This window comes from Streptomyces sp. NPDC002092, from assembly GCF_053593775.1.
On sequence record NZ_JBSFDG010000024.1, the window covers coordinates 47,142 to 71,292 of the forward strand.

Consider the following 24,151-nt stretch of genomic DNA (forward strand, 5'->3'; position numbering starts at 1 on the left):
GGCGGATCGGCAGGCGGCCAGCCTGGAATCCCGGCCCTCAGCACGCTACGGACCTTGGAGGTCACGACCGGGGTTGGCTTTGAGGTCGCTGATGAACGCCGCGAAGGCTCCGACCGGGAAGGAGAGCGTGCCCCATGTCGCGGCCTTTGAGTCGCGTATCGCGACTCGGGGGTGGAGGTTCGCTATCTCTACGCAGTTGTTGCCGTCGCCGCTGCCTGAGTACGACGACTTCCGCCAGTTGTCGGGGGTGGTCACAGCGCGTCTCACAGCTCCTTCGCCAGCCTGTGGATGAAGTCACGCGACCTCTCGGGGTCAAGCGACACAGCCTCCACCTTACGGAAGAGCGTTCGAAAAGCGCCGAGCTGAGCTTCAGAGTCGATGAAGCCGGCGCCCTGCGGCGCGTCGCGTACCGCCGTATCCAGCTTCGGTACGACGCCTCCAACGTACATCATTGAGTTTGTGGCCCCGGCGAAGCCGTCCAGGTCGAAGGAGATGGCCCGCACCGTGATGTGGTCCGCTTCGGACAGTTCGAGGATGCGGGCGAGTTGAGCCCGTGTTGCGGTACGGTCACCGACCCTAATGCGCAGAGCCGCTTCGTGAATCACGGCTTCGTACGGGACAGGGGCCGGATCCTCGATAATCACCTTGCGCGCCATCCGATGGCGCACCCTCCGCTCAAGGTCGTCATCGGGTAGTTCGGGGACTCGGTACGAGAAGACGGCGCGGGCGTAGTCCTCTGTCTGAAAAAGGCCGGGGACGTGCAAGAACTCCACATCCAACCGATATGTGCAATGGTTTTCCAGCTCGGCAAGGTCCAAGAACGCGTTGGGGAGCTTGCCTCGATACTCCTCCCACCAGCCTCGCGACCTATCGGTTGCCATGGCCACCAGAGCAGCGATCAGCTCGACGTCAGAGCAGGAGTAGTTGGCCGCAAGGCGACGCACCGTGTCCTCACTCACTCCACCGACGCCAGACTCGATCTGACTTAGCCGAGCTGCGTCGGTTCCGAGCAACGCGGCCGCCTCACGGCCCTTGAGCCCTGCCGCCTCGCGCAGTTTCAGCAGTTCGGCACCCAGCCGTGCCTGCCGCGCTGTGGGCTGTTTCCTGCGCGCCATCACTTCCTCCTCGCCCCCAACTGCCTGGGGCCAGTGCCTCGTTCGGGCTCAGATTACGGCAACGGCTTGCCGTGTTCCAACATTGGACCCTACTGTCGGTGACGCGACGCACACTCTGCGGCACCCGGGACTGCCGGAAGCGCACCGCTCCGTCCTGCCATGACGGCTGCGGCAATGCCACCGCTCGCCACCCGCAGATCTCCGAAAACCCCACCATCGAACCGGAGTTGCCGCATGCCCGAAACCGAACCCTGGGAGTACTCCCTGTACATCCCGAACGACCCACGGGCCGTCACCGTCTGCCGCCGCACCGTCCGACTGATCCTCACCATGCACGGCTTGATCCACTGCGTAGACATCGCCGAACTTCTCGCGACGGAGCTGACCGCCAACGCCGTACTACACACCAAAGGTCCGGCCGCCCTGCGCCTGCGGTGGCGCAACGGAGTGCTACGCATCGGTGCCTGGGACGCCGACCCCGAGCCGCCCGAACCCCCGTCGAACCTGAGCGACTTGGTCGACTCAGAGCGAGGCCGCGGCCTTGCAATGGTCCGTGCCTGCTCCGACGTATGGGGCTGGCAGCCGCTGACCAGAAACGGCAACCGAGGAAAATACGTATGGTGCGAGGTCGCCGCCGCGTAAGTCGCGTGGCCAGGCTGGTGGCAGCCAACCATCCGGCCCGGGCAGACGATCAACGTGGCCGACCTTTTACGGGGTCGGCTCCGCGAGCATGGCGATCCAGCTCAGGATGCCCATGGGGATCGCGACCGAGACGACGTAGACCATCCAGTCGGCCGCCCGCTGGCGCCGCGAGCGCTGCCGGGTATGGGATTCCCGGCGCCGGGACGCTCCACGTGGCTTGAACGCTTGGTACGCAAGGCAGCCAAGGACGGCCACGCAGATCGAGACCTGCCACAGCTCGCCCACGACGCCCCAGAACCCGACCCGCTGAATCGTGTCTGGCTCCACTCCCTGCCGTGCGTCGAACTTGGTGCCGTCCGGGTAGTCGTGCCCGGTGTCTTTGAGGTGCACGTAGACGGCGTCGCCAGCAGTGCCGCCGTCCGGCGTGAAGTGCCCGTAGCAGTCGTAGTTGGAGTGCCTACGGCTGTTGCTGGTGTTGACGCAGTCGTCCACCTTGTACGTGCCTGGGGTGCCGTAGGCTCCTACGGACAGGGCGAGGTCGGCTGTCGCGTTGACGCACCAGAACGCGGTCACCAGGGCGAGGACGGCACCGCACACCCAGCCGAAGACGCGCATCATCCGTGAACCAAGATCCTCGGCTCCTTCTCCAACAGCCTGGAGATACCGGCCTGTTCGGCAAGAGCCCTGCGCTGCGGGTCGGCTTGGGCGCGCTCCTGCTCGTACTTCTCCCAGTCCGCGGGCTGCACGAAGAGCATGTCGTTGCTGCCCGGCACGATCATGACGCCGCCAAAGGCCAGGTCACCGGCGAACCAGGCACCGCCCTCCTCGGCCTCTTTCGGCCAGCGGCGCACCGTTGAGGCGTTGATCGCACGAAGAGAAGGAGCGCCGTGCTGCCCGCGCACCGACAGCCGGACCGTGTGCACATCTCCGAGGTACTTCCACTCCGTGTCCTTCTTGGACACCCGGGTTCGGTACTCGAGGGGGTAGGTGTGCAGCACCTTCTCACACACTTTGATTCGCGCCCCGTGGCCCAGTCGGAGAGCGAGGAAGATCAGCACCAACACGCCAGCAGGGACACCGAACACAGGCAAAGCAGCGTCCCAGCCGACCAGATGAGCTACCAACGGGACGGCAAACAGGACCAGGGCAAGCGCTAGGCGCGTCGCGATGTGCCGATACAGGAGCGTGCGGTTGTGTTTGAGGACCTGCGCAATATCGGGCACCTTGGGCGGATTGTCCATGAACGGGCTCCGTCCTTATCCGAAGTCGTTACGCATGGCCGCCTCGGCTGAGCCCGCTCGCGGCTCGTCGGGGTCGGACGCTGATTTTGTCGGGTCAGTGAACGTCAACGTACGGGCAACCCCAAGAAGGATGTCCCGGTACACGTCCGCAAGATGGAGAGCAGGTGTCACCAGCTGAACCAAGATGATGTCGGGCGTGCCCGAGCCGGCGACAGCGACCGTTCCCTGCCACACGTCGCCACGCAAGGGACCCTCAGGGCTGTCGGGGTCTCTGCCAGGCGCGACGGTGCGCTTCTTCTCCTCTGCGAGATAGCCAAGACCGCATGGCAGTTCAAGGGGGCGCATCCCGGAGTCCGGGTCGTCAGCGGCTGTCCCAGCAAGACCGGCGATCACCAGCTTTGCGCTGTGACCCGACGTCGAGACAGTGGAGATTGTGAGAGTGGACGTCACGATGGTGCCGTCGTCATCTGGGTGATAACCGACCGCGCACATATGCACGTTCTGCGCATTGAGCGCGGTGACCATCCCCGCATAAAACTGAAGGGCTTGCGAGGCTTGCGCCCGCTGTTCTGGGGGCAGCTTGTTCAGTTCCCGGACTAGTTCCTCGATACGCTCACGCGGCGGTTCGAGCTCCAGTTTCGCGTAGCCGTGCGGAATTCCGTACCAGAAAACAGGTTCTGCAGCACCGCTCACGGCCGAGCGCGATAGGGCGGCGGTCGTAGTCATCCTTCGTTCACCTCTCGGTTCAGCTACCTTGCCGCCAGGAGGGATCGCACGATGTCCTGCCCGGCCCAGACTCCGCCTCCGACGTTGATGCCAGTGGCTACATTGCCCGCCGTGCCCTCGTCAGGCATGAAGTTCGCAGCGACGCTGAGGCCATTAACGCTGAGGTCGGTCATGAGTTTTGCCGAGCCTGCGGCACTCTCGCCAGCTGCCTGCCACGCATCTGCCGCGGCGGTTGTCGGAGCCGTGCGCAGCACGTGGCCCACTTCCCGCACGAACTCGGTGCCGACCTCGCGGCTCGTGACGCTGACGCCCATCTCTGCTGCGTCAGCGAGCCCACCGCGGATACCTCGGGCCGCACCGCTCAGCGCCCTACCGCCCGGCACAAGACCAATGGCATCCCCACCGAAGGAGGCCCAGGCGGAGAGAGTGTCCTTGTTCCAGCCGAACTTGTCGCCCCAAGGGAGAAAAGCGTCTCGGAAGTCCCGATCAGAGAAGTTTTTGGCCATGTCCGCCGCGCTGGCGGCAAGCGCAATGCCAGCGAACAGCGGGGCAAGCGGAGTCGGAAAGAGAGCGAGCAGCCCGGCAATGGCCCCAATCGTGCCGGCATTCTCCAGCAAGAAGTCGCCGACCGACTGGAGGATGTCGCCGACCTTGTCCCAGAAGCCCGGCTCGTCCGGAGCCTTCTTCGCCGAGCCCTCCAAAGCCTTGGCGATGGTTTCAGCATCGCTGGCGTGCTCAGTCTCCAGCTCAGTGACCTTGCGGTTGAGCGACTCGTACTCATTGTTGGCCTTGGTGAGGGCCGTGCTCGCCGCGTTCAACTCCCGCTCCGCGGAGCGGAGCCGAGCGGTCGCGGCGTCGGCCTCCTCCTGCGAGGGGAAGGTCTGGCCCGCGAGCTTCAGGTCCGGGTGCTGGGCCGCCTGGTCGTACGCGCTCTTGGCCTTGTCGGCCGCGGCCTTCTTCTCGGCCGCCGCTTCGTCGTACTTCTTCGCCAACTCTCGGTTGGAGGTGAGGTGGCCTTCCCATTTGTGCAGTTGGGTTGCGGCACTGCGCAGGGAGGAGGCAGCATCCTTGATGTACTTCGGCAGGTCGCCATCGAGGGACTCGCGGAACTTCTCCGCCGCGTCGCCTTCCCAGTAGCTACTCTCGCCGGTGAGCTTCGTCAGCTGCCGATGCGTGTTCTCCAGCGCCGTCGCGGCTGCAGCCACCTTCTGCTGCAACTTCGTGACCTCTTCGGGGACGCCCGGCACGGGGTTCCATCCGATGTTGGGGTACGGGTTTGTTGCCATTACTTACCGCCCCCTGTGGTGCTCTCGCTCGCGATCTGCTTCAGGACCTTCTCCAAGGCCTCCTCGACCTCTTCGTAACCCTTCTTGTTGGACTTCACGCCCTCTTTAATCGCGTCGATCATTTTCTTAGTCTTGTCAGCCCCGTACTTCCACTCATCCTGGAACTTGTCACAGGCCTCGTCGAGCCGGGCAGTGCCGATCTGGTCGGCACGCACGTGGTCCAGGGCAGACCGGGCCTCGTTCAACTCGTTGACGCATCTCTCCAGATCCATCAGGAACTGTTCGAGTTGCCCGATGTCTGTCTTAAAGTGGTCCCCCATGGGCCGCTTTCTCCCCGCTCGGCTCTGGACGCATTGTGCCCAGAGAACTCAACTAATCACCCAGGCCTTCCTAGCACCTTACATGCACTGCCAAAGCGTGCCGTACCGGGTTCCGGTGGCCCCTCAGCGCTTCAAAAATTCGCCACATGAGCGCCACGAGACCGTTGCCCACGTATGACATGGGCCTACACCTGGAAGCCGTCGCCGAGACGCAGCTGTACCAACCCGGTTTGCAGTGCCCCAGGGGCATGTGTCACGTCACAACGAAGCGGTTCCAGGTGTTAATCGTCGTGATCGCAACGATGAGACGGGCCAGTTCTCGCTCGATGAAGTGCGCAGCCGCTCATTCGCGCACCTCGTCAGGACGAAGGCATCAATCGATATCACGCCCACATGCGAACCTGACTCTTCTACTGACCCTGGTGCGGTGGCTGTTGGGCATAGAGGTTGGGGTGCTGCTGCGAATGTCCCGGAGGAGCGGGGTACCCGTACCTCTGGTTGGGTGTCGCAGTGGGGTAGGGCTGTTGAACGGTTGGGTACATCCCTTGCTGAGACGAATAGCCCATGTTCTGTGGGTAAGTTCCGCTCATGGGCCCCGCGTTACCTGATTTGCGGCGGCTACGGGAAATCGTGAAGACGGTGACGGCGGCAATCACGGCTCCGATACCGATAACGCCGATGAGAAGGACGATGGCGCCCATTGAAGAGGTTCCATTCCAATCTTTTCTCGGGCTGACTCCCTGCGCCGCCGTTGTGATTGCCGCGGAGGACTGTGATACCAATCATCCCCGCCACCACTGGACGGTGAGTTGACTCCTACTGCCCCTGGTGCGGGGGCTGTTGGGCGTACGGGTTGGGGTGCTGCGGTGACTGGCTGGGAGGCGTGGGGTAGCCCTGGTTGGGAGGGGTGTTGGGGTACGGCTGCTGGTAGCCCGTCGGAGGCTGGGGCGGGTAGCCCGTGCCCTGCGGGGGCATTCCGCCACCGTTGCCGCCGCCGCCGCTGCCGCGGTTTCGGCGGCTGCGGATTACTGCGAAGACGATTGCGATGACGACCACTGCGCCTGCGATGCCGGCAATGAGGAGGATGCTGCCGGACGAGGAGTCCTTCTTGCCCTTGGCCTGCCTCGTGCTGCCGGAGTCCTTGGAGGCAGCACCGGACTCCGTGGAAGTTGACGGTGATGCCTGGGCGAGCGGACCTTGCTTGGGGCCCTTGGGAATATTCCTTGTCAGAGCCGCGTACGGTCGGATGATGCCGTAGCCATATTCCTCGTCGGGCACCTTCTTGACGTCATGATTGAGGAATGTGGCTGACTTAATCATGCGGTTGATGACCTGGCCAGCGGTGAGGTCGGGATACTTGGCGCGGATAAGGGCTGCGGTTGCGGACACATAGGCAGTTGCGTCAGACGTGCCAGTCCCCGACGAATAGTCATTCGTCTCGCTGGGATCCGCCGCCACAATACTCACGCCCGGAGCCGCGAGTGTCACACCTTCACCGAAATTAGAATTGGACCAGATCTTAAGTGACTCGTCGACGGCACCCACTGCCACCACACCAGGAAGCTTCGCTGGATAGTCGATACCAGCGTTCCCATCATTTCCTGTGCCGGCCACGACTACAACATCGTGCTGCTGGGCATACTTGATAGCCTTCGCAGCCTCCGAACCGGGACCCGCAGAGGAATCAACAAGTGACAGATTAATTACCGATGCCCCGTGATCGACTGCATAGCGTACACCAGATGGCCACTGCTCCCCCGCATTGCCATTTCCGGCTTTAATCGGCAAAATCCTAGCCTTCGGCGCCAACCCAATCACGCCTGCAGAATTGTTCGCTCCGTGTCCATGGCCAGCGATGAGACTCGCCATGCCGGTACCATGACCGTCATTGTCGTCTTGGGCGTTTCCACCTCCCGTGAAATCCTTGCCCTTCAACACCTGCCCTGTCAGGTCGGGGTGACTACCGTCCACACCGCTATCTACGACTGCAACAGTGACACCTTGCCCCTGCGACTCTGACCAGACTTTCTTGAAGTCGATGACGTCAATTGCCCATTGCTTGTCTCGAATGTAATCCGCTGACGCAATGGGAGCCGAGGTGAGGAGCAAGGCTCCTGTCAATGCCACAACACCTGTCGTGGACCAGACTCGCTTGAAACCCAATTGCTTGCTCCTCACTCAGCTGAGGCTGGGGGGCGCCAGCCTCTATATATGGGCAGACGAAGAATTTTCGTCCCGCCCGCTCACATGCTTACTCGATCGTCCGCGGTACGTTCCGGTTGCGGTCATCTTCCGAGATCCAGGTCTCTTCGTCCTCGACCAAGTAGTCGGGGCGGTCGCCCTGGCTGTTCTCCTTCTTGCGGCGGTCCTTGCCACCTGCCCCAGCTGCGCCGGCCTGCGTTCCACCCCGGCTGCCGTGCAAGCCTGCACCGCCACCATCGCCCTTACCGACTCCCTTGGCTGAACCGACCACACCGCCACGGGTCCTCGCAAGGGCCCCACGGCCGCCAGCGCTGGCACCACCTCGGCCAGCTGCACCGAGGCCTCCGCCGCCCATACCGCCCATGCCGGCCCGACCTCCGGCACCACGGCCTGCTGCTGCGCCAGCCAAGCCGCCGCGACCAGCTAGGGCCCCGAGTCCGCCAGCAGAGCCCTCCGCAAGGCCAGCAGCTCCGCCAGGCACCCCGAGACCTGCGCTCCGCGCTCCACCGATACCGAGGCCACCGCCACCACCGACGCCAGCTTCGCCAACACCTGTGCCGGAACCAGTCCCAGAGAGGCCAGGAGGGATGCTGTCCACATTCGTCCTGGCCGTCGGAAGCTCCGACGTGGCCGTGGGAAGCTGCGAACCGCCCGTGATGCCCGGGTTACGGGGCGCTGCGGGGGCTGGCTTGATGCTCGCGGTGGAACCTGCGCTCCACGGCTTGTTGGCCACTCGACCAGCGCTCGGGCTCCCAGCCGCAGCACTCGGCGCTGGGATTGGAGGAGGCATTGACACGTTATTATCCGGCGGACTGATATGCTCTCTTTCGTTAATCCACTTGTTTTTATCGAGGTTCTGCGTATAAACCTTGTAGTTGGTCGCCAGGGTCTCCATCACGCCTATGGCCTGAAGCTTTCGCTCCATCCCCAGGGACAGATTATCCTTGTTCGCCTCGGCAACAGTTTTGGCACTGACACCCGCAGCCAGGTCCTTCTTCGCCTGGGTATCATCGTAATCGCCACCGTCAGTCATTTTGCTCCAGCCGCTCTCGAGCGAGGACGGCTCGTGGATGCCGCTCATCTCGGTCTTGGCCTGCTCGAGGTCCGTACTGACGGCAAAAAGTTGCTCAGCCGTGAAGTTGGCGTACGCAGCCCCATTCCGAAGCTGGACGCCGATATCGCTAGCCCTGCGCTTAAAGGCTTCGGCCGCCTGGCCGTCCCAGTGTTGCAGGACGTCATCGACGGCTTTTTCGAGGTCCCCGGCGATACTGCCAGGGACGGATTGTGTGTCCACAGCACCGGTCTTTCCGTCGCCGTCGCCGCCGGAAAGGATTTGATGGACGCTCTTCCAGTGATCGCCAACCGTCGAGATAGTCCCAGGATCGGAGTCCAGGATCATCTTGCGCAGGCCGTTGACCGAGTACTCCATGAACTGCGTCTTGAAGGCCTTGCGATCGATGGCCTTGCCATGGCGTTTGACCGTATCGGACTCAACGAGACGGTCATGCTCGTTCCGCTGTTCCACCTTCCTTTCCTCGTCCTGGCTTTTCGCGTACTGCTGGCTGGCCCTGTAGTCCCCTGCCGCATCGCCCATGCCCTACTCCCCTCGTCGGTGCTGTTCCGGAACTCGACTAGCTAGAAGCCAACTGGCCCTTGGCAGAGCCACCCGAGCCGCTCCCCATGCTGTGTTTGATCTCGTGCTCCTCGTCGTTGTACTTGTCCCGAACCTTCGAGGTCTTCGTGCTGAAGTCGTCGATCAACCCGTGGAGCTTCTCGATGATCCCCTCGATCTTGGTCTTCATGTCCCTATGAGCCCCGTGCAGCTCCTCGGCTTCATGGAACTTGCAAGATTCCTCCGAAACCTGACCGAAGGCGTTTTCCGGGATTTCCGTGGCGTACTTCGACGTGGTGCCGGCCTTCTCCATGTCGTCCAGCAACCTCCAGAGCCTCCGGATGACCTCATCCAGCGCGCTCAGATCAACCCGCATCCCGTCGCTCATACCCCGTTGTCCTCTCCCCTGTACTTCAAGTTGTCAGCACCGCTCGGTGCCCAAGTCATCGCCCGCATCGGCCGATTCGGCCGACGAGGCCGCCTACCCGACCCGCCCAGCTCTTCCTACCCGCCTGCTCCGCCAGTCCCGCACAGCCACCCCGCTCCCCGCAATCACCAGCACCGCCGCGAGCCCTGCCCCCACCACATAGATGGCCGTCCGGCGCTCTCGCTCCGCCTCGCTCTCCCCCATGGTCACGGCCATGGGAACGACCCCGCCGGAGCCGGCCTTCACTGCCGGATCCGGGGTCGGTGAGGAAGCCGGTTTTGAGGTGTCCGACAACGCAGCCACCGGATCGATCACGCCCCAGCCGATGTAGCGGTTGGGGCCGCGGCCCGGGCGTTGGGCCGTTTCCTCGATTCGGGTGGCGATCTGGTCCGCTGTCCAGCCCGGGTGCTTCTGCTTCAGCAGAGCCGCGACGCCCGCGACGTACGGCGCCGCGAAGCTTGTGCCGTCGGCCGTGCACTGGCCCTTCTTGGGGACCGTCGAGACCATGTCGACGCCCGGTGCCGCGACGTCCACGAAGTCGCCTGCCTGTGAGAAGTAGGCGCGTTCGTCGTTGCGGTCCGAGGCGGCGACCGCCAGGACGCCCGGGTACGACGCGGGGTAGGTGTTCGCGGACTTGCCGTCAGCTCCGTCATTGCCGGCTGCCGCCACGACCAAGGCTCCCGAGTTCACGGCCGCCGTCACGGCGCTCTCGAGTGTGGGGTCGGTTTTTTTGTTCGCCGTGTCGGAGGAGATGTTGATGATCTCCGCGCGCGCGGCAACCGCAGCCCGGATCGCGTCGGACATGGTTCCCGCGTTGCCCTGCTTGTTCTCTCCGCCCGCGTAGCGGAAGGAGAGGATCTTGGCGGCTGGGGCGATGCCCTCGAAGCCGGTGCCCTTGAGCGGACGGGCCGCGATGATGCCCGCGACCCGAGTGCCGTGGCCTTCGAGGTCCTGGGTGCCTGAGCCGCCGACGTAGGACTTACTGCCGGGGGCCATCGCATCGCGCAGCTGCGGATTGGAGCTGTCCACGCCCGTGTCGATCACCGCGACCGTCACGCCCTTGCCCGTCGCCTGCCCCCACATCTGGTCCAGCAGGATCCGCTGGAGGGACCAGGGCGTGGACTTGATGACGTCGCCGCCGAAGACGCATTCCGTGCTCGCCGCCAGGCCGAACTTCGCGCCGCCGGAGGCAGGGCCGTCGGAAGCGAGGGCCGGCGGTGCCGACACCACGCACAACCCGGTCACCGCAAGCACGCCGAAAACCCGCTGCAGTGCGCGGGTTCCACCGTTGCGGTCGTGGCGGTCGTTGCGGCTACGCGAACGGGCTCTGCGGCCCTCCACGTTCAGGCCCCTCATGTTCAGGCCCCCAGGGCTTCCTGACGTACCGATCTCGGACGTCCCGATGACGAGTGTGAAGATTTGCTGAATTTGCTGTGTGCGGGCCCGAAGCAGAGGACGGCCCAGCTGACGCTGTGGCGTCGGCTGGGCCGATTCTCTTCATCTCAGGTCCCTCAGGTCCCTCAGGTGCCTCGGGTCGCCGACGGCTCAGCCCCAGGTGGAGGCGTTGCTCTTCTCCGTGGCCTGGTAGTTCTCGGCGGCGCTCTGCAGCGCCGTGGAGATCTTCAGGAGGGTGTTGTGCAGGTCCTGAGCGGTCTTGTCCCACTCGGTCTGCTTGCGCTGGTAGCCCTCCTGCGCCTCGCCTTCCCAGGTGGCGGCGACGCGCTTGACCGCGGCCTCGAGGTCGTCGAGCTGCTGCTTGATGCGGCCGGCGGTCGTACGCACGTCCGTGGAGGCGTTGGTGATGGTTGCGTAATTGACGAGGATCGACATCGTCATTCCCTTTCAGGAAGAATCGTTAGGAAGTCGTTCGGGATCGATCAGGATCAGTGGAACCCCATGGGCCCAGTGGACCCCATGGGCCCAGTGGATCGGTCGGAGCCGGGATACGGCTCAGCCGAAGTCCGACATGATCTTGCTGATCTCGGAGTTCTGCTGCTCTTCCGACGCGGAGTAGTTGCTCCGCGTGGAGTCCACGGCTTCCTTGATGTCGTTGAGGATGTCGCTCATCTTCTTCGCGTCCTGGTTCCAGCGCTCCTGCAGCTGGTGGTAGGACGTGGCCGCCTGGCCCTTCCAGCCGCCGGCGATCTGCTCGATGACGCCGTTCAGACGGCGGATCTCGCCCTGGAGCTGGCCGTTGACAGTGCTGATGTCACCGGAGAGCTTGGTGAGTTCGTCCTCTGTTACCCGGAACTGGCCGGCCATGATGACCTTCCCCCATGTCGTCGTTCATGTTGACTGATCCGGGAAACCTACTTGGTGCCCGGAGAAGCTTCGCACCGTTGAGCGCTGCAAACACTCTATCGTCAGCCTGTCTCACATCCACAGGCAAGACCAATCAGTTACACGGCTCACACACTTGAGCGATCATCTTGTGATCAACAACTCCGGGGCGCTCAAGTGCCCGCGCCTTTCCGCGCGTTGACAGTCGGCCGACTGCAACCGTCGGCCCGCCTACGGGAGTTGCACGATCACTGGCTCTGTTCCTGCGACGCGCTGCCCGTGTCCAGCGTCGGGCCCTTGGGGATGAACTCCGCCCAAGTCTGCGGCACCAGCGCGGGGTTGGTGATGTCCTCGTAGCCGAGTCGCGCGCGGGCCTTGTCCGTCTCGCTCGCGTTCTGCGACGACCCGTCGGAGCCGGAGGAAGGCGATCCGGCGACCTTGCCCTTCGCCGTGCTGTCGTTGTTCGACGGCAGCGAGTAGCGCAGGCCCGTGTCCGTCAGCAGGTACTGCGCACCGCCGCCGCCCGCCACGCCCGTGAGCTCCTTGAAGAGCAGGCCCGAGCCGGAGGAGACGTAGGCGCTCACCGAACCGGAGACGACCTTCTTGGGGTACGCCGTTCCGGCCCAGGCGGCCAGCTGCGGCTTCTTGTCGGCGCCGAAGGTGCCGTCGTAGACGCTGCACGAGGTGGTGCGGGCCTGGCCGTTAGCCGTGGACGCGGGGTTGGCCTGGTGCGGGACGTCGTCCGGCCAGCCCTTGTCCCCGTAGAACTTGTCCGGCGCGCCGCCGTTGGCCGCGATGATGACGTTCTGGGGGACCTTGGTGGTCCCGGTCGCCTGGGCCTGGGGTGACTGCTTGAGCAGCTCCGCGACGAACGGCGTGACGGAGGCGACCTTGTCCTGGAGCACCACGTAGTACTGCTTGCCCTGCGCGTCCTCCGACTCCAGTACCTGGCCCACCGTGGTCGCCCCGGCGGGCAGGCCCTTGGCCGTCGTCGTCCTGCCCGCGCCCGGGACGGTCGGGAAGGTGATGGCCCCGCCGTTGTTGAAGGTGGCCAGCCACTCCTGGCTCACCGGCTGCGGCTCGGCGGACGTGCCGATGACGGCCGAGAGCAGCTGCGCCATGGTCGTCTTGTCGAAAGCCGGTCCACCCAGCAGGAATCGGTTCCCGTCGCGGTCGATCAGGTAGCGCGCGCCGGTCTTGCTGTCCTTGACGTACAGCGCCTCACTGGAGTCGACCTTGCCGGAATTGTCCAGCGTCTTGGCGTCGTCGGCATTGAGGACGAAGACGGCGCGGTCGATGGAGTCGGCCGAGCCTCCCGGCGCCGGACGCTCGCACACGGCCCACGTCTTCGCCTTCTCCGCGTCGTCCTTGGAGGGCAGGCGGTCCGGGGCGTAGGGGATGCCGATGGTCGCGCCGTGCGGGATGTTGCTCTTGTCGATCTCGCTGCCGGAGACCTCGAGGACGCTGCCCTTGCCCTTGTCGAGGAGGAGCTTGGCGGAGGCGTAGTTGAGGACCGGGTGCAGCGTCGCGACCTCCTTGCCGTTCGACGTCTTGTCGTTGATGACGACGTAACGCGTCGTGGAGTCGCTGTCGACGATGATGTACTCGCCGGGCTTGTCCCAGCCCGCCGGTGCGGCCGGCTTGATCACGCCGTAGGCGATGAAGCCGATCACCAGGACGACGCCGAGCGCCAGGCTGGGCGTCACCGTGCGCATGGGACGCGGTGCGCCTTCCTCCGAGCCGCCCGGTGACGGTGCCAGGAACGCCGCGACGGTGCGCTTGCGAGCGAAGTTGTAGGCGGCGAGCTCGTCCTGACGCTTGGCCATGGTCCCCGTTTCTCCCGTTTTTGTACTGCTCGATCGTGACTGTGCTGCCGGCACTGCTCGATACTGCTCGATCGCGCCTGTGACGCCGGATCGCGTTCGTACGGCAGCCTCGGCCGCCCGCAGGCACCTGCTCGGCCGCGCAGGCACCTACTATGCCCTGCGCCACCGGACGCCGGTTCACCAGGTGTTGGGCCGCCCCCGCATCTTCACAGAGCTTCACCACAGCGCTTCACCAAGCGGGCCCGGTCCGTGAAAGGCTGACCACCTGTGGTTTCGGTGTCCCGTGTGTCGCCTCGTGTTGCGCAGCGGGTACCGTGAGCCGCCCACACGGATGTTGTGGGCCCAGTCATGGCCCAGTTCATGGCCCAGTGATGGCCCGGTGAGCGGCCACATAGTTCGCGAAAGGGATGTCCCGGGGGATGAGCAGCGCTACGAGCACTCGGCGCGGTCGCCGCGCACAGCAGCAACAGGGAGGGCCCGGCGACAGACGTCGTACACCCGCCGCTCCTGCCGCCCCCGCCGCCGCGTCGCCGCGCACGCTGCCCCGCCCCGGCGGTCTGGGTCCGGTGCGCTTGCAGCAGCTCATCCTGGTGGAGCTCGCGGCCGCGGTCATGCTGGCGGCCTGGGCCGCCGACACCTCCTGGCTGCTGGCCCCGGCCGGTGCCGTGGCGGTGCTGCTGCTTCTGCTGGCTGTGCTGCGCCGGGGACGCCGGCCGCTGCCCGAGTGGTACGAGACGACGCGCGCGATGCGGCAGCGCCGGCGCGACGCCAAGCTGCCCGTACCGCCCGGGACCGATGCGATGCTCGCCCCGGTCGTGGAGTGCGACCCGGCCCTGCGGACGTACGGCTTCGTCTCCCGTGACAACCGCTCGATCGGCATGATCGGCGACGGGACCTTCCTGACCGCCGTCCTCTTCGTGCAGCCGGCGGACGAGCCGCTGCGGCCCGCGGCCGCCCACCGTCAGCTGCCGCTGCGGCTGATCCAGGACGCCCTGGAGGTCGACGGGATCCGCCTCGCCTCCGCGCAGGTCGTGCAGCACACCCAGCCGGCGCCCGCGCCGCATCTGCCCGCGCAGTCGCTCGCCGCCCGGTCGTACGGCCCCCTGCAGGCGCAGGTCGGTTCGCCCGCGCTCCGGCTCACCTGGGTCGCCCTCAAGCTCGACCCGGAGCTGTGCCCGGAGGCGGTGCAGGCGCGCGGGGACGGTGTCCCCGGGGCGCAGAAGGCGCTGCTGCGGGTGGCCGACCAGCTGTCCAGCCGACTGGCCGGCGCCGGATTCAAGGCGACCATCCTGGACGAGAACGAGCTGGTGCAGGCGCTGGCCACGTCCAGCTGCCTCAACCCGCGCGCCAACGCGCAGCACGGCCAGGAGGGACGGGCGCCCCAGCGCCGTACCGTCGAAGCGGTGAAGTCCTGGCGGGTCGACGACCGGTACCACGCGACCTACTGGGTCTCCCGCTGGCCGCAGTTGGGCAACGGCGGTGTGGCGCTGCCCGAGCTGGTCACGCGGCTGACCTCGCTGCCGGTGCTCGCCACGACGTTCAGCATGACCCTGAGCAAGGCCGGGAACCGCGGTGTCTCACTCACCGGGCACATCCGGGTCACCGCCCGCGGTGACAGCGAACTCGGCCAGGTGGGACGGGAGTTGGAACGGGCCGCCAGTGCCGCGAAGGCCGGTCTGGTCCGTCTCGACCGGGAACAGGTCCCCGGAGCCCTCGCCACCCTGCCGCTCGGAGGTACCTACTGATGTCCTACCCCCCGCAGACCATGCCCCCGGGACAGCAGGGCCGCACCCCCGGCCGTACGACGCCGGCCCACGTGGCCTCGCCGACCGACACCGGCATGATCCCGATCATCCGCCAGCCGGAGACCCCGCAGCAGCAACGGCGCATCGTCAGCCCGGGGTTCGGACTGCGCGGCCCCCGCCGCAACCGCCATGTCGTCACCGCCGACGAACTCGCGGCGATCAGCATGCCCATCGGTGACGACGGTGTGCTCATCGGCACCGACCCGGACTCGCAGCCGGCGGTGCTGGGCCTGTCCCGGCCGACCGCCTTCGACGTCGTCCTCGTGGGTGGTCTGTGGCTCGCCCAGGTGCTGGCGCTGCGCGCCGCCGCGACGGGTGCGCGCGTGGGCGTCGAGACCGGACGTCCGCAGGTCTGGCAGCAGTTGGCGCAGGCGGCGGGCGGCGGCCAGCAGTGCGTGACGGTCTATCCGGTGGGCCGGGTGCCCGCGCAGGGGCCGTCGGTGTCCAGTCCGGTGGTGCTGATCCGGGACTGCGGTGTGCGCCCGCCGCGCGGGCGGGTGACCTCCGTGCCGTGGCAGGCCGTGGTGACGGTCCTGCCGTACGTCAGCGAGCACGCGCCGCGTTGGCTGTCGCAGGCGCAGCTGGTCGGCATCCAGCGCATCTCGCCGCAGGAGATCGAGGTCGTACGCGACACCCTGGGCGTCCCGAACGAGCATCTGCAGCACCTGCCGGGGCTGCACGAGGGTGCCGCCCTGTGGTGCACCCGCAAGCACCACAAGTTCGTGATGACCGAACCCACCGATGCGGAGACGGGCCTGCTCGGCGTGGCCCGACGGATGGACTGACGCGTCGTCGTCACCGGGGGAAGGGTGCGAACGGTGCGAACCGGCCGCACCCGTGAGGCTGTTGAGTTCGCACCCATGGGGGCTTTTCCGTCCCGCCATGTGAGTGATTAGGCTTCTGGTGGTGCGGTGACGATCGCAGTCGCGTGGGACTCGCCACTCGGTCCGCCCGGCCGCGACGACGACCAGCTCAGCAGCAGTGGCTGACCAGGAGGCAAGCAGTGAACAGGGATCGGTCCGAGTACAACGGCGGCAGCCCTTCCTCGGACGGGGACGATCACGAGGTGGACCTCACGGGCGAGTTCGAGATCGTCTACGAGCCGCCCGCCTGGTACGCCCAAAGCACCCAGGGTGGCTCCTCGTCCGGCGGCCAGCAGGACGGCGGGCGAACCTCTCCCCCGCCGCCGAGCGGGCCGCCCATCGGAGCACCCACGGGACCCCCGGGCGTCACACCGCAGCGTCCCGCGCCACCCGCCCCCGCACCGGCACAGCCGCCCGCCCAGACCGCACCGCAGCAGCCCGTACCGCCGTCGCAGCCCACGCAGCCCGCTCCGGCCCAGGGCACGGGTGGCTACGGATTCCCGCCGCAGCAGTCCGCGCCGGCCACCGCCCCCGCGACGACGCCCGGCGGGTACGGCTACCCCCAGCAGACGGGCGCGGTTGCCCCGCCCCAGCCCGGCCAGGACACGTCCGGCGGTTTCGCAGCACCGCAGCAGCAGCCGCCGGCCGCGCCCCCCGCCGCGCCCCAGCAGCCGACGCCCACCCCGCCGCCCGCGGCACCCCAGCAGTCGGCGCCTGCCGCGCCGCCGGCCGCCGCGCCCGGCTTCCCCGTGCTGCAGCCGGTCGACGAGGACGCGCAGACCGCCACCCCGGCGGCGGGCGTACCGGCGGCCGCCGACGCCGAGGCGGCGCGTCTGTTCGGCGACGACGACGTCGAGTCGGAGGAGCCGCACGGCGACGAGCCGGAGCCGGCTGACCCCGCCGCGACCGGTGCCGACGAGCCGGCGCCCGAGGCGGACTCCCCCGCGCCGGCCACGGCGGAAGCAGAACCGGAGGCCGAGGCGGCGCCCACCGCTCCTCCGCCCCCGCCCGTCGCCCAGCCGCAGCCGCAGCCCATCGCGCAGGCCCCCACCCCGCCCCAGGCCGCGCCGGGACTTCCCCCGCTGCCGCAGGGCTTCGCACCCGCACAGCCCGGCCAGGCGGTCCCGCAGCCGGACCCGCAGGCCGCGGCCGGTTACGGCTACCCGCAGCAGCCCGGCCAGCCCCCGGCCCAGCCGCAGCCCGGCCAGCCGGCCCACCAGGCGCCGCCGCAGGGCGCGTTCGGCCCGGCCCAGCCGCAGCCCGGATACCCGGCGCAGGGCGGACAGCCCGCCCCGGCCGACCCGCGCCAGGCCGCCCAGCCGCAGCCCGTACCGCCGCAGCCCCAGCCCCAGCCGCAGGCCGCCGGATACGGCTACCCGCAGCAGCAGCCGCCCCAGGCCGCCCAGCCGCAGCCGCAGCCCGCACCGCCGCAGGCCCCCGGTTACGGCTACCCGCCGCAGCCCGAACAGGCCGGTTACGGCTACCCGCCCCAGCAGCCGGGTTACGGCTATCCGCAGCCCGCCCAGCAGCAGCCCGCACCGCAGCCCCAGCCTCCGGCGCAGCCCCAGCCCCCGCAGCAGGCGCCGCAGCCGCACCCGCCCCAGCAGCAGCAACCCGGTGCGTACGGCAACCAGGGCTGGACCGCCCCGCCCGGCCCGCAGGCCGGACCCGGTGCGCCCCAGCAGCAGCAAGCCGCGCCGGGCACCCCGCTCGGCTACAACGCCGCCGTGGAGCTCTCCTCCGACCGGCTGCTGCGCAACCAGCCGAAGGCCCGCAAGAACAACCAGGCCCCCTCGCGCTTCAAGCTCGGCGCCAAGAAGGAGGCGGCGGAGCGGGAGCGGAAGCTGGGTCTGATCCGTACGCCGGTGATGTCCTGCTACCGGATCGCGGTGATCAGCCTCAAGGGCGGCGTCGGCAAGACCACGACGACGATGTCGCTCGGCGCCACGCTCGCCACCGAGCGCCAGGACAAGATCCTGGCGATCGACGCCAACCCGGACGCCGGCACCCTCGGCCGACGGGTACGGCGCGAGACGGGCGCGACCATCCGCGACCTCGTCCAGGCAATCCCGCAGCTGCACAGCTACATGGACATCCGCCGCTTCACCTCGCAGGCGCCCTCGGGCCTCGAGATCATCGCCAACGACGTGGACCCGGCGGTCTCCACCACCTTCAACGACCAGGACTACCGCAGCGCGCTCGACGTGCTGGGCCGGCAGTACCCGATCATCCTCACCGACTCGGGCACCGGTCTGCTCTACAGCGCGATGCGCGGGGTCCTCGACCTCGCCGACCAGTTGATCATCATCTCCACCCCCTCGGTGGACGGTGCGAGCAGCGCCTCGACCACGCTCGACTGGCTGTCCGCGAACGGCTTCGCCGATCTCGTGCAGCGGTCGGTCACCGTGATCTCCGGTGTCCGCGAGACGGGCAAGATGATCAAGGTGGAGGACATCGTCGCGCACTTCGAGACCCGCTGCCGCGGTGTCGTCGTGATCCCCTTCGACGAACACCTCGCGGCGGGCGCCGAGGTGGACCTCGAGATGATGCGGCCCAAGACCCGCGAGGCCTACTTCGATCTCGCGGCCCTCATCGCCGAGGACTTCGCCCGTACCCAGCAGGGCTTCGGCAACCCGAACATGCAGTACCCGCAGCAGCCCCAGCAGGGCTACGCACCCCCGCCGCAGGACCCCCAGCAGCAGCTCTACGGCCAGCAGGGCGGCGCCCCGCAGCCGGGGCAGGGCTGGGGGCAGCCCCCGCAGCCGCCGGGACCTGGCCAGGGCTGGCAGCAGCAGCCCCAGGACCCGCAGCAGGGGCAGCCGCCGCAGCCGGGCGCCATGCCGCCCGGCTGGACCCAGCAGTAGCGCTCCGCTGCAGCCGCGATGGGCCGAAGGGCGCCGGTGCCTCAGGGGCACCGGCGCCCTTCGGCGTCGTAGGAACGAATCCGGAAACGGCTATTCGGCGGCCGTCACCAGTTCGCGGCACCGCTTCACGTCCTCGGCCATCTGCTCCAGCAGGGCCTCCAGGGAGTCGAACTTCGCCTGGCCGCGGACGTAGGCCAGGAAGTCGACGGCCACGTGCAGGCCGTACAGGTCGAGGCCCACGCGGTCGATGGCGTACGCCTCCACCGTGCGCTCGGTGCCGTCGAACTGCGGGTTCGTGCCGACGGAGATCGCGGCCGGCATCGCCTCGCCCGCCACGTGCAGCCAGCCGGCGTAGACGCCGTCGGCGGGGATCGCGGTGTGCGGCAGCGTCTCGACGTTGGCGGTCGGGAAGCCCAGCTCACGGCCCCGCTGCGCGCCCCGTACGACGACGCCCTCGACGCGGTGGGGGCGGCCGAGGATCTCGGCGGCGCCCTCGACGTCCCCCTCGGCGACCAGACGCCGGGTGAGGGTGGACGAGAACGGCTCGCCGCCGCCCGCCTCACCGCGCACATAGAGGTCGACGACCTCGACCTCGAAGTCGTAGACCTTGCCCTGCTCGGCGAGGAACTCGACGTTCCCGGCGGCCTTGTGGCCGAAGCGGAAGTTGGGGCCCTCGACGACCGCCTTGGCGTGCAGCTTGTCGACCAGGACCTTGACGACGAAGTCGGCCGGCGAGAGGTTCGAGAACTCCGTGGTGAAGGGGAGGATCAGGACCGCGTCCACGCCGAGGTCCGCCATGAGTTCGGCGCGGCGGTGGTGCGGGGCCAGCAGCGGCGGGTGGCTGCCGGGGCGGACGACCTCGCTGGGGTGCGGGTCGAAGGTGACGACCACGGAGGGGACTCCCAGGTCACGGGCGCGGTCCACGGCATGGCGGATGATCAGCTGGTGCCCGCGGTGCACCCCGTCGTAGGAACCGATGGTGACGACGCTGCGCCCCCAGTCCTCGGGGATGTCCTCCAAGCCACGCCAGCGCTGCACTGTGACCGCTCCTCGAACCCGTGTCCGTGTCTACCGACCTCTTACGCAGGTCTAAGGGTGCCATGCCCGGCCCGAACGGCCCGCATCGGCATGGAGGCTGTGACCCGACGCACGCTCAGCGCTCCGCGAGAAGGGCCGAGATTGGCCGTGGTTCGTCTGCGGCGTCGTCGTGGCCGGTCGCGCCCCGCGGCGGAGCCGCAGATCGATACAGCCCCGCGCCCCTGAAAGGGGCGCTCACGCCCGCCAGGTTCTCGATCATCCGCCTGGTGCTCGGGCCCACCACCGCCGCCCACGCCTGCGGGGTCTCGGTCAGCCAGCCGGCCATGCGGGCGGCGAAGCCGGGGAGCCGGCGGGCGAGGTCGACCAGGCCGCGGTCGAAACGGGCCGCGCCGTCCGGGGTGCGGACGAGGAGCAGTCCGGTGCGGTGCACCAGCTCGCGCGCGTCGTCGCCGGCGTGCCGGGCCGCGGCGTGCAGCAGGGTGTCCAGGACGGCGGGGGCCTGTTCGTGGGCCAGGAGGAAGTCGAGGAGTTCGCGGCGCAGGACGCGGGAGGCGGGGGTGCCGGGAGCGGCGAGTACGGCGGCGAGCGCGACCCGCACCTGCTCCGGGCCGCCGTCGAGGAGACCGGTGACCAGGGGGAAGAGCACGGCGCGGGCCTCCGGTCCCTGGTCGAGCCGCCGGTCGACGTACGCGGCCACGCCGGCGGCGTTCTCCGGGCGCCGCTCCACCGCCTCCCGCACCAGCGTGGCGACCCTGCGGGCCAGCGGGGGCGTGGTGACGTCGGCGAGCGTGCGCAGCGCCTGGCCGGCGTCCGGGCCGCGCAGACGCTCACGGAAGGCGTCGAGGACCGGTTCCGGATGCGTGGTCAGGGCGGCGACCAGGGCGCTCGCCGGGAAGTGCGGGTCACCGTCGGCGAACTGCCGCAGCGCCTGCGGGAGATGGCGGGCACGCGTGCGTGGATCGCGTACGAGGAGGGCGAGCGCGCCGCCGTGCAGGGTGCAGTCGGCGGGGCGGGCGAGGAGGGCGAGGGCGGCGTAGCGCAGGAGTTCCCGGTCGGCGTCGGTACGGACGTGGGGCGCGGCGCGCAGGCCGTACGCCACCGCCGCCACCCGCCGTGCGGGCCGCTCGTCGTGCGCCCACCGGTCGACGGCCCGGCAGATGGTCGAGGGCTCGTCCTCCGCGAGCACGGCGAGCAGTTCGTCCGCCCTCGGGTGCGCACTCTCGACCAGCACCTCGGTCAGGTCGTCCAGAGCGAGGTGCCGGTGGGTGTGCAGCAGGGCCTGCGCGGCTTCGGCGACGGTCGCGTGCGGGGTCGCGGGGAGCGGGCGGTCGTCGTCGAACCAGCGGGTGAGCAGGGGTTGCAGGGCGGTGGGGTCGTCGGCAAGGAGCCGGGAGACGGCGTCCAGACAGCGGGGGCCGGTGTCCTGCGGGGGGCCGTCGGCGAGGAGCAGGTGGCGCAGCAGGTCGAGGCGTTCGGTCTGCGGGAGCGGCAGGGCGGTCCAGAAGCCGGGGGCGAAGGGGCCCGTGGCGGTGGGGGCCGGACCGGAATCGTCCTTGGTTTCCCGGGAGTTGGGACCCTCCTGGCGGCGAGCCGCCACGAGCCGGTCGGCGAGCCTTCGCAGGACCGCCAGGTACGGGGTGGCGTCCGGTACGCGCAGCAGGGTTTCGGTGAGGAGGCGGGCGGGCCACCAGGAGTGCGGGTCCGCATCCAGGACGTTGGCCAACTCCTCCATTCTCACGGCAAGTTGGGCGGTCCCCTCCTGGCGGGCGAGGAGCAGCAGGGCCTCCACGACGGGGCCGATGCGGTGGTGCGGCACGGGGAGGGGGTGGGTGCCGCCGTCAGGGATGCGGCCGTGGTGGACCAGGGTACGCAGGGCCTCGTCGAGGTCGAGGTGCATGCCCTGGAGCCAGTCGGCGAGTTCCTCGTGGGCGAAGCGGTAGCCGCTGCCGGCGGGGACGAGCAGGCCCTCGGTGAGGACCGCGGACGCCCAGCCGATGCCGCCGCCCAGCCTCGCGGGGGCCGCTCCCCAGGGGAACACCGCCTCGAAGGTCTTCCGGTCCAGCTCGCCGTGCCCGGGGCCGAGGCTGCGGCGGGCGGCTTCGTGGACCTGGCCGGAGACCTTTGCGGCGAGGCGGCGTACGGCGGTGCCGCGCAGGCCGTTCTCGGCGGCCAGTCTGACGGCGATGCGCAGGCACATCAGGTCGAGATGGGCCGCGAGGACGTCGTTGCGGTCCACGCGGGCGGTGGGGGCGTCCTGGAGGGCCGCGTGGATCTCCGAGAGGAGGCGGAGGGTGAGGGGGTGGCGGGCGTCGGGGGGTTCGAGGGTGCCCTCGGGGATGCGGTAGCGCGCGCGGGCCCTGCGGGCCTCGTCCTCCGTGAGGTCGCCGAGGCGTACGCAGGGGAGGTCGCCCCCGCCGCCCCTGCCCGTCCCGTCCCGGGGGCTGCGCCCCCGGACCCCCGCTTCGGCCTGAACGGCCTCGTCCTCAAACGCCGGACGGGCTGAAAGGTGCCGCCCAGCCGAGAAGACCTCCCAGTACTCCGCCCTGCACGCCACGATCAGCCGCGTCCCCGTCTCCCGCAGCCATTCCGCCGTTCCCTCGGTCCACTCCGCTAGGCGGTGGGTCAGGGCGGGCGGCATTTCCTCGGGGCCGTCCAGGAGGAGGAGCAGGGGGCGGTCTGACGTGCGGGCGGCCTGGGCCAGGCGGTTCGGGCCGGTGTCGCCGAGGGCGGCCGCGCAGGTGGACTTCGCCGCCGCGACGATGCGGGCGGCGCGGGCCAGTGCACGGGCGGCCGCGTCCGCGACCGAGGTGTCGTCCTCCTTCAGGTCGGCGCCGCGCAGCCACAGCGTCGGGGCCGGTTCGGGGCCGCGGTTGCGGCGGGCGGCGAGGGACGCGAGTTCCGTCGTACGGCCGCTGCCGGGTGGCCCGACGAGACCGAGGACGGCGGCCGGGCCCTGCACGAACGCGGCCAACTCCCTTGCCGTGTCCGTTCGTTCGACCGGTTCTACGCCCGTCCGGCCGACGCAGCCCTCCAGCGTCCCCGGAGGGCCGTCCTGGCCCACCGACGTGGCCGTCAGCTCCAGCACCCCGGCCAGGTTGAGGTCGGCTCCGTATGCGGGCACCGTCGCCGCGTTCCGGGCCAGCAGGTCGCCGAGGGGGCCGCTCGGTGCGGGACGGAGCGGGACCGCGAAGCCGACCTCGCGGTGGCCTGAGTGCAGTGCGGTGCCGAGGACGGCGACGACGGCGCCGGTTTCGGCGTCCAGGACCGGTCCGCCGGCCGCCCCGCCGCCCAGCCGCAGGGCGTCCCGGCCGGTGGTGCCGATCGCCAACTCCAGGGCCTCGTCGAGGAGATGGAAGCGGTCCGTCGCCGCATACGTCACGGAGGTCGCGCCGAGCACGCGCGCCTCGCGCCAGCAGCCGGCGGCGAGGCGGACGTATCGGCCGGTCTCGACCCGGTCCCGGACCGTGACCGGCAGCGGTTCGACACCGAGGTTCTCGGTGCGTACGAGGGCCAGGTCCAGGTCGGGCAGCGGGGTCACCGCGTCCGCGGTCACCAGGCAGGTGCGGTCCCCGGCGGTGTGCAGGACGAGCCTGGGCAGCCCGTCGACGGCCTCGTGGCTGGTGATGACGGTGCCGTGGTGGTCGGCGACGAAGCCGGTGCCGCGGGGGCGGCCGGCGAGGTCGTGGACGCGGACCACGGCGGCGTCGTGGGCCGTCGGTTCCCCGTCAGGGGTGTGTCCCGTTCGCGTGTCCTCCGCCGGCCGGTGTCCGCCCCCGGCCCGCGGGCCCCGTCCCGCCATGTTCGAGCCTCCCCGCCGTACATCTGTGCCCTCAGTTCGACGTTAGGGCCGCGATGATCAGCGGGACAGATCACTTGGCGAACGCGCCCCCTTCCGCTCCCTCGG

Annotated in this window: 20 protein-coding genes; 4 read left to right on the forward strand and 16 right to left on the reverse strand. The window is 68.8% G+C overall.

The genetic code is table 11. The features are described from left to right. Positions 1-45: 45 nt before the first annotated feature. The gene (locus ACWCRD_RS39195) at positions 46-255 is read right to left on the reverse strand and encodes a DUF397 domain-containing protein (RefSeq protein ID WP_450970460.1); all 210 of its coding nucleotides are present in this window, start codon (positions 253-255) and stop codon (positions 46-48) included. An 8-nt stretch (positions 256-263) separates the two neighbouring features. Then, positions 264-1,115 (reverse strand): helix-turn-helix domain-containing protein, encoded by an 852-nt coding sequence (locus ACWCRD_RS39200; protein WP_450970461.1) that lies wholly within the window; start codon positions 1,113-1,115, stop codon positions 264-266. 234 nt (positions 1,116-1,349) lie between these two features. Here ACWCRD_RS39200 and ACWCRD_RS39205 point away from each other — a divergent pair, with 234 nt between their 5' ends. Continuing rightward, positions 1,350-1,757: an ATP-binding protein gene (locus ACWCRD_RS39205; RefSeq protein WP_450970462.1), complete on the forward strand. Its 408-nt coding sequence runs from the start codon at positions 1,350-1,352 to the stop codon at positions 1,755-1,757. 66 nt (positions 1,758-1,823) lie between these two features. Here ACWCRD_RS39205 and ACWCRD_RS39210 read toward each other — a convergent pair whose 3' ends face one another. From ACWCRD_RS39210 to eccB, 12 genes are all read right to left on the reverse strand, one after another. After that, complete coding sequence (locus tag ACWCRD_RS39210; protein WP_389078764.1) at positions 1,824-2,375, reverse strand: hypothetical protein; 552 nt, start codon at positions 2,373-2,375, stop codon at positions 1,824-1,826. Then, complete coding sequence (locus ACWCRD_RS39215; protein WP_450970463.1) at positions 2,372-2,998, reverse strand: hypothetical protein; 627 nt, start codon at positions 2,996-2,998, stop codon at positions 2,372-2,374. Before ACWCRD_RS39215 ends, ACWCRD_RS39210 begins: the two co-directional genes overlap by 4 nt. Positions 2,999-3,013: 15 nt before the next feature. Continuing rightward, a complete protein-coding gene (locus ACWCRD_RS39220) occupies positions 3,014-3,724 on the reverse strand; it encodes a hypothetical protein (protein ID WP_450970464.1) in 711 nt (236 codons plus the stop codon). A gap of 23 nt (positions 3,725-3,747) precedes the next feature. Continuing rightward, entirely contained in the window at positions 3,748-5,010 is a 1,263-nt protein-coding gene (locus ACWCRD_RS39225; RefSeq protein ID WP_389078771.1) for a tropomyosin, read from the reverse strand. Then, positions 5,010-5,330, reverse strand: a complete 321-nt coding sequence (locus ACWCRD_RS39230; RefSeq protein ID WP_389078773.1) for a hypothetical protein — start codon at positions 5,328-5,330, stop codon at positions 5,010-5,012. Before ACWCRD_RS39230 ends, ACWCRD_RS39225 begins: the two co-directional genes overlap by 1 nt. 816 nt (positions 5,331-6,146) lie before the next feature. Then, positions 6,147-7,493 (reverse strand): type VII secretion-associated serine protease mycosin, encoded by a 1,347-nt coding sequence (gene mycP, locus ACWCRD_RS39235; RefSeq protein WP_450970465.1) that lies wholly within the window; start codon positions 7,491-7,493, stop codon positions 6,147-6,149. A gap of 88 nt (positions 7,494-7,581) precedes the next feature. Beyond that, complete coding sequence (locus ACWCRD_RS39240; RefSeq protein ID WP_450970466.1) at positions 7,582-9,126, reverse strand: hypothetical protein; 1,545 nt, start codon at positions 9,124-9,126, stop codon at positions 7,582-7,584. A 37-nt stretch (positions 9,127-9,163) separates the two neighbouring features. After that, on the reverse strand, positions 9,164-9,532 hold the full coding sequence (locus ACWCRD_RS39245) for a hypothetical protein (protein ID WP_450970467.1): 369 nt from the start codon (positions 9,530-9,532) through the stop codon (positions 9,164-9,166). Positions 9,533-9,625: 93 nt separating this feature from the next. Beyond that, complete coding sequence (mycP, locus tag ACWCRD_RS39250) at positions 9,626-10,927, reverse strand: type VII secretion-associated serine protease mycosin (RefSeq protein WP_450970468.1); 1,302 nt, start codon at positions 10,925-10,927, stop codon at positions 9,626-9,628. Positions 10,928-11,116: 189 nt separating this feature from the next. Beyond that, a complete protein-coding gene (locus ACWCRD_RS39255; protein ID WP_115905531.1) occupies positions 11,117-11,407 on the reverse strand; it encodes a WXG100 family type VII secretion target in 291 nt (96 codons plus the stop codon). A gap of 114 nt (positions 11,408-11,521) precedes the next feature. Next, entirely contained in the window at positions 11,522-11,833 is a 312-nt protein-coding gene (locus ACWCRD_RS39260; RefSeq protein ID WP_115905532.1) for a WXG100 family type VII secretion target, read from the reverse strand. Positions 11,834-12,099: 266 nt separating this feature from the next. After that, positions 12,100-13,677, reverse strand: a complete 1,578-nt coding sequence (gene eccB, locus ACWCRD_RS39265; protein ID WP_450970469.1) for a type VII secretion protein EccB — start codon at positions 13,675-13,677, stop codon at positions 12,100-12,102. A gap of 419 nt (positions 13,678-14,096) precedes the next feature. Between eccB and eccE the strand changes: the two genes are divergently transcribed. The 3 genes from eccE (at position 14,097) to ACWCRD_RS39280 (ending at position 19,209) form a co-directional block, all read left to right on the forward strand. Beyond that, on the forward strand, positions 14,097-15,422 hold the full coding sequence (eccE, locus tag ACWCRD_RS39270; RefSeq protein WP_450970470.1) for a type VII secretion protein EccE: 1,326 nt from the start codon (positions 14,097-14,099) through the stop codon (positions 15,420-15,422). Then, positions 15,422-16,267 (forward strand): hypothetical protein, encoded by an 846-nt coding sequence (locus ACWCRD_RS39275; RefSeq protein ID WP_450970471.1) that lies wholly within the window; start codon positions 15,422-15,424, stop codon positions 16,265-16,267. Before eccE ends, ACWCRD_RS39275 begins: the two co-directional genes overlap by 1 nt. 218 nt (positions 16,268-16,485) lie before the next feature. Further along, on the forward strand, positions 16,486-19,209 hold the full coding sequence (locus ACWCRD_RS39280; protein ID WP_450970472.1) for an SCO5717 family growth-regulating ATPase: 2,724 nt from the start codon (positions 16,486-16,488) through the stop codon (positions 19,207-19,209). Positions 19,210-19,299: 90 nt separating this feature from the next. Here ACWCRD_RS39280 and ACWCRD_RS39285 read toward each other — a convergent pair whose 3' ends face one another. Then, a complete protein-coding gene (locus ACWCRD_RS39285) occupies positions 19,300-20,247 on the reverse strand; it encodes a bifunctional riboflavin kinase/FAD synthetase (RefSeq protein WP_450970473.1) in 948 nt (315 codons plus the stop codon). Positions 20,248-20,362: 115 nt separating this feature from the next. Continuing rightward, positions 20,363-24,046, reverse strand: coding sequence for a trypsin-like peptidase domain-containing protein (locus ACWCRD_RS39290; protein WP_450970474.1), 3,684 nt, complete (start codon positions 24,044-24,046; stop codon positions 20,363-20,365). Positions 24,047-24,151: the final 105 nt, after the last annotated feature.

What these genes read in the sequence shown, in the direction of transcription:
- ACWCRD_RS39200 (WP_450970461.1), bottom strand. Translation starts at nt 1,115, where the DNA reads ATGGCGCGCAGGAAACAGCCCACAGCGCGGCAGGCACGGCTGGGTGCC.
- ACWCRD_RS39205 (WP_450970462.1), top strand. Translation starts at nt 1,350, where the DNA reads ATGCCCGAAACCGAACCCTGGGAGTACTCCCTGTACATCCCGAACGAC.
- ACWCRD_RS39210 (WP_389078764.1), bottom strand. Translation starts at nt 2,375, where the DNA reads ATGATGCGCGTCTTCGGCTGGGTGTGCGGTGCCGTCCTCGCCCTGGTG.
- ACWCRD_RS39215 (WP_450970463.1), bottom strand. Translation starts at nt 2,998, where the DNA reads ATGGACAATCCGCCCAAGGTGCCCGATATTGCGCAGGTCCTCAAACAC.
- ACWCRD_RS39220 (WP_450970464.1), bottom strand. Translation starts at nt 3,724, where the DNA reads ATGACTACGACCGCCGCCCTATCGCGCTCGGCCGTGAGCGGTGCTGCA.
- ACWCRD_RS39225 (WP_389078771.1), bottom strand. Translation starts at nt 5,010, where the DNA reads ATGGCAACAAACCCGTACCCCAACATCGGATGGAACCCCGTGCCGGGC.
- ACWCRD_RS39230 (WP_389078773.1), bottom strand. Translation starts at nt 5,330, where the DNA reads ATGGGGGACCACTTTAAGACAGACATCGGGCAACTCGAACAGTTCCTG.
- ACWCRD_RS39240 (WP_450970466.1), bottom strand. Translation starts at nt 9,126, where the DNA reads ATGGGCGATGCGGCAGGGGACTACAGGGCCAGCCAGCAGTACGCGAAA.
- ACWCRD_RS39245 (WP_450970467.1), bottom strand. Translation starts at nt 9,532, where the DNA reads ATGAGCGACGGGATGCGGGTTGATCTGAGCGCGCTGGATGAGGTCATC.
- mycP (WP_450970468.1), bottom strand. Translation starts at nt 10,927, where the DNA reads ATGAGGGGCCTGAACGTGGAGGGCCGCAGAGCCCGTTCGCGTAGCCGC.
- ACWCRD_RS39255 (WP_115905531.1), bottom strand. Translation starts at nt 11,407, where the DNA reads ATGACGATGTCGATCCTCGTCAATTACGCAACCATCACCAACGCCTCC.
- ACWCRD_RS39260 (WP_115905532.1), bottom strand. Translation starts at nt 11,833, where the DNA reads ATGGCCGGCCAGTTCCGGGTAACAGAGGACGAACTCACCAAGCTCTCC.
- eccB (WP_450970469.1), bottom strand. Translation starts at nt 13,677, where the DNA reads ATGGCCAAGCGTCAGGACGAGCTCGCCGCCTACAACTTCGCTCGCAAG.
- eccE (WP_450970470.1), top strand. Translation starts at nt 14,097, where the DNA reads ATGAGCAGCGCTACGAGCACTCGGCGCGGTCGCCGCGCACAGCAGCAA.
- ACWCRD_RS39275 (WP_450970471.1), top strand. Translation starts at nt 15,422, where the DNA reads ATGTCCTACCCCCCGCAGACCATGCCCCCGGGACAGCAGGGCCGCACC.
- ACWCRD_RS39290 (WP_450970474.1), bottom strand. Translation starts at nt 24,046, where the DNA reads ATGGCGGGACGGGGCCCGCGGGCCGGGGGCGGACACCGGCCGGCGGAG.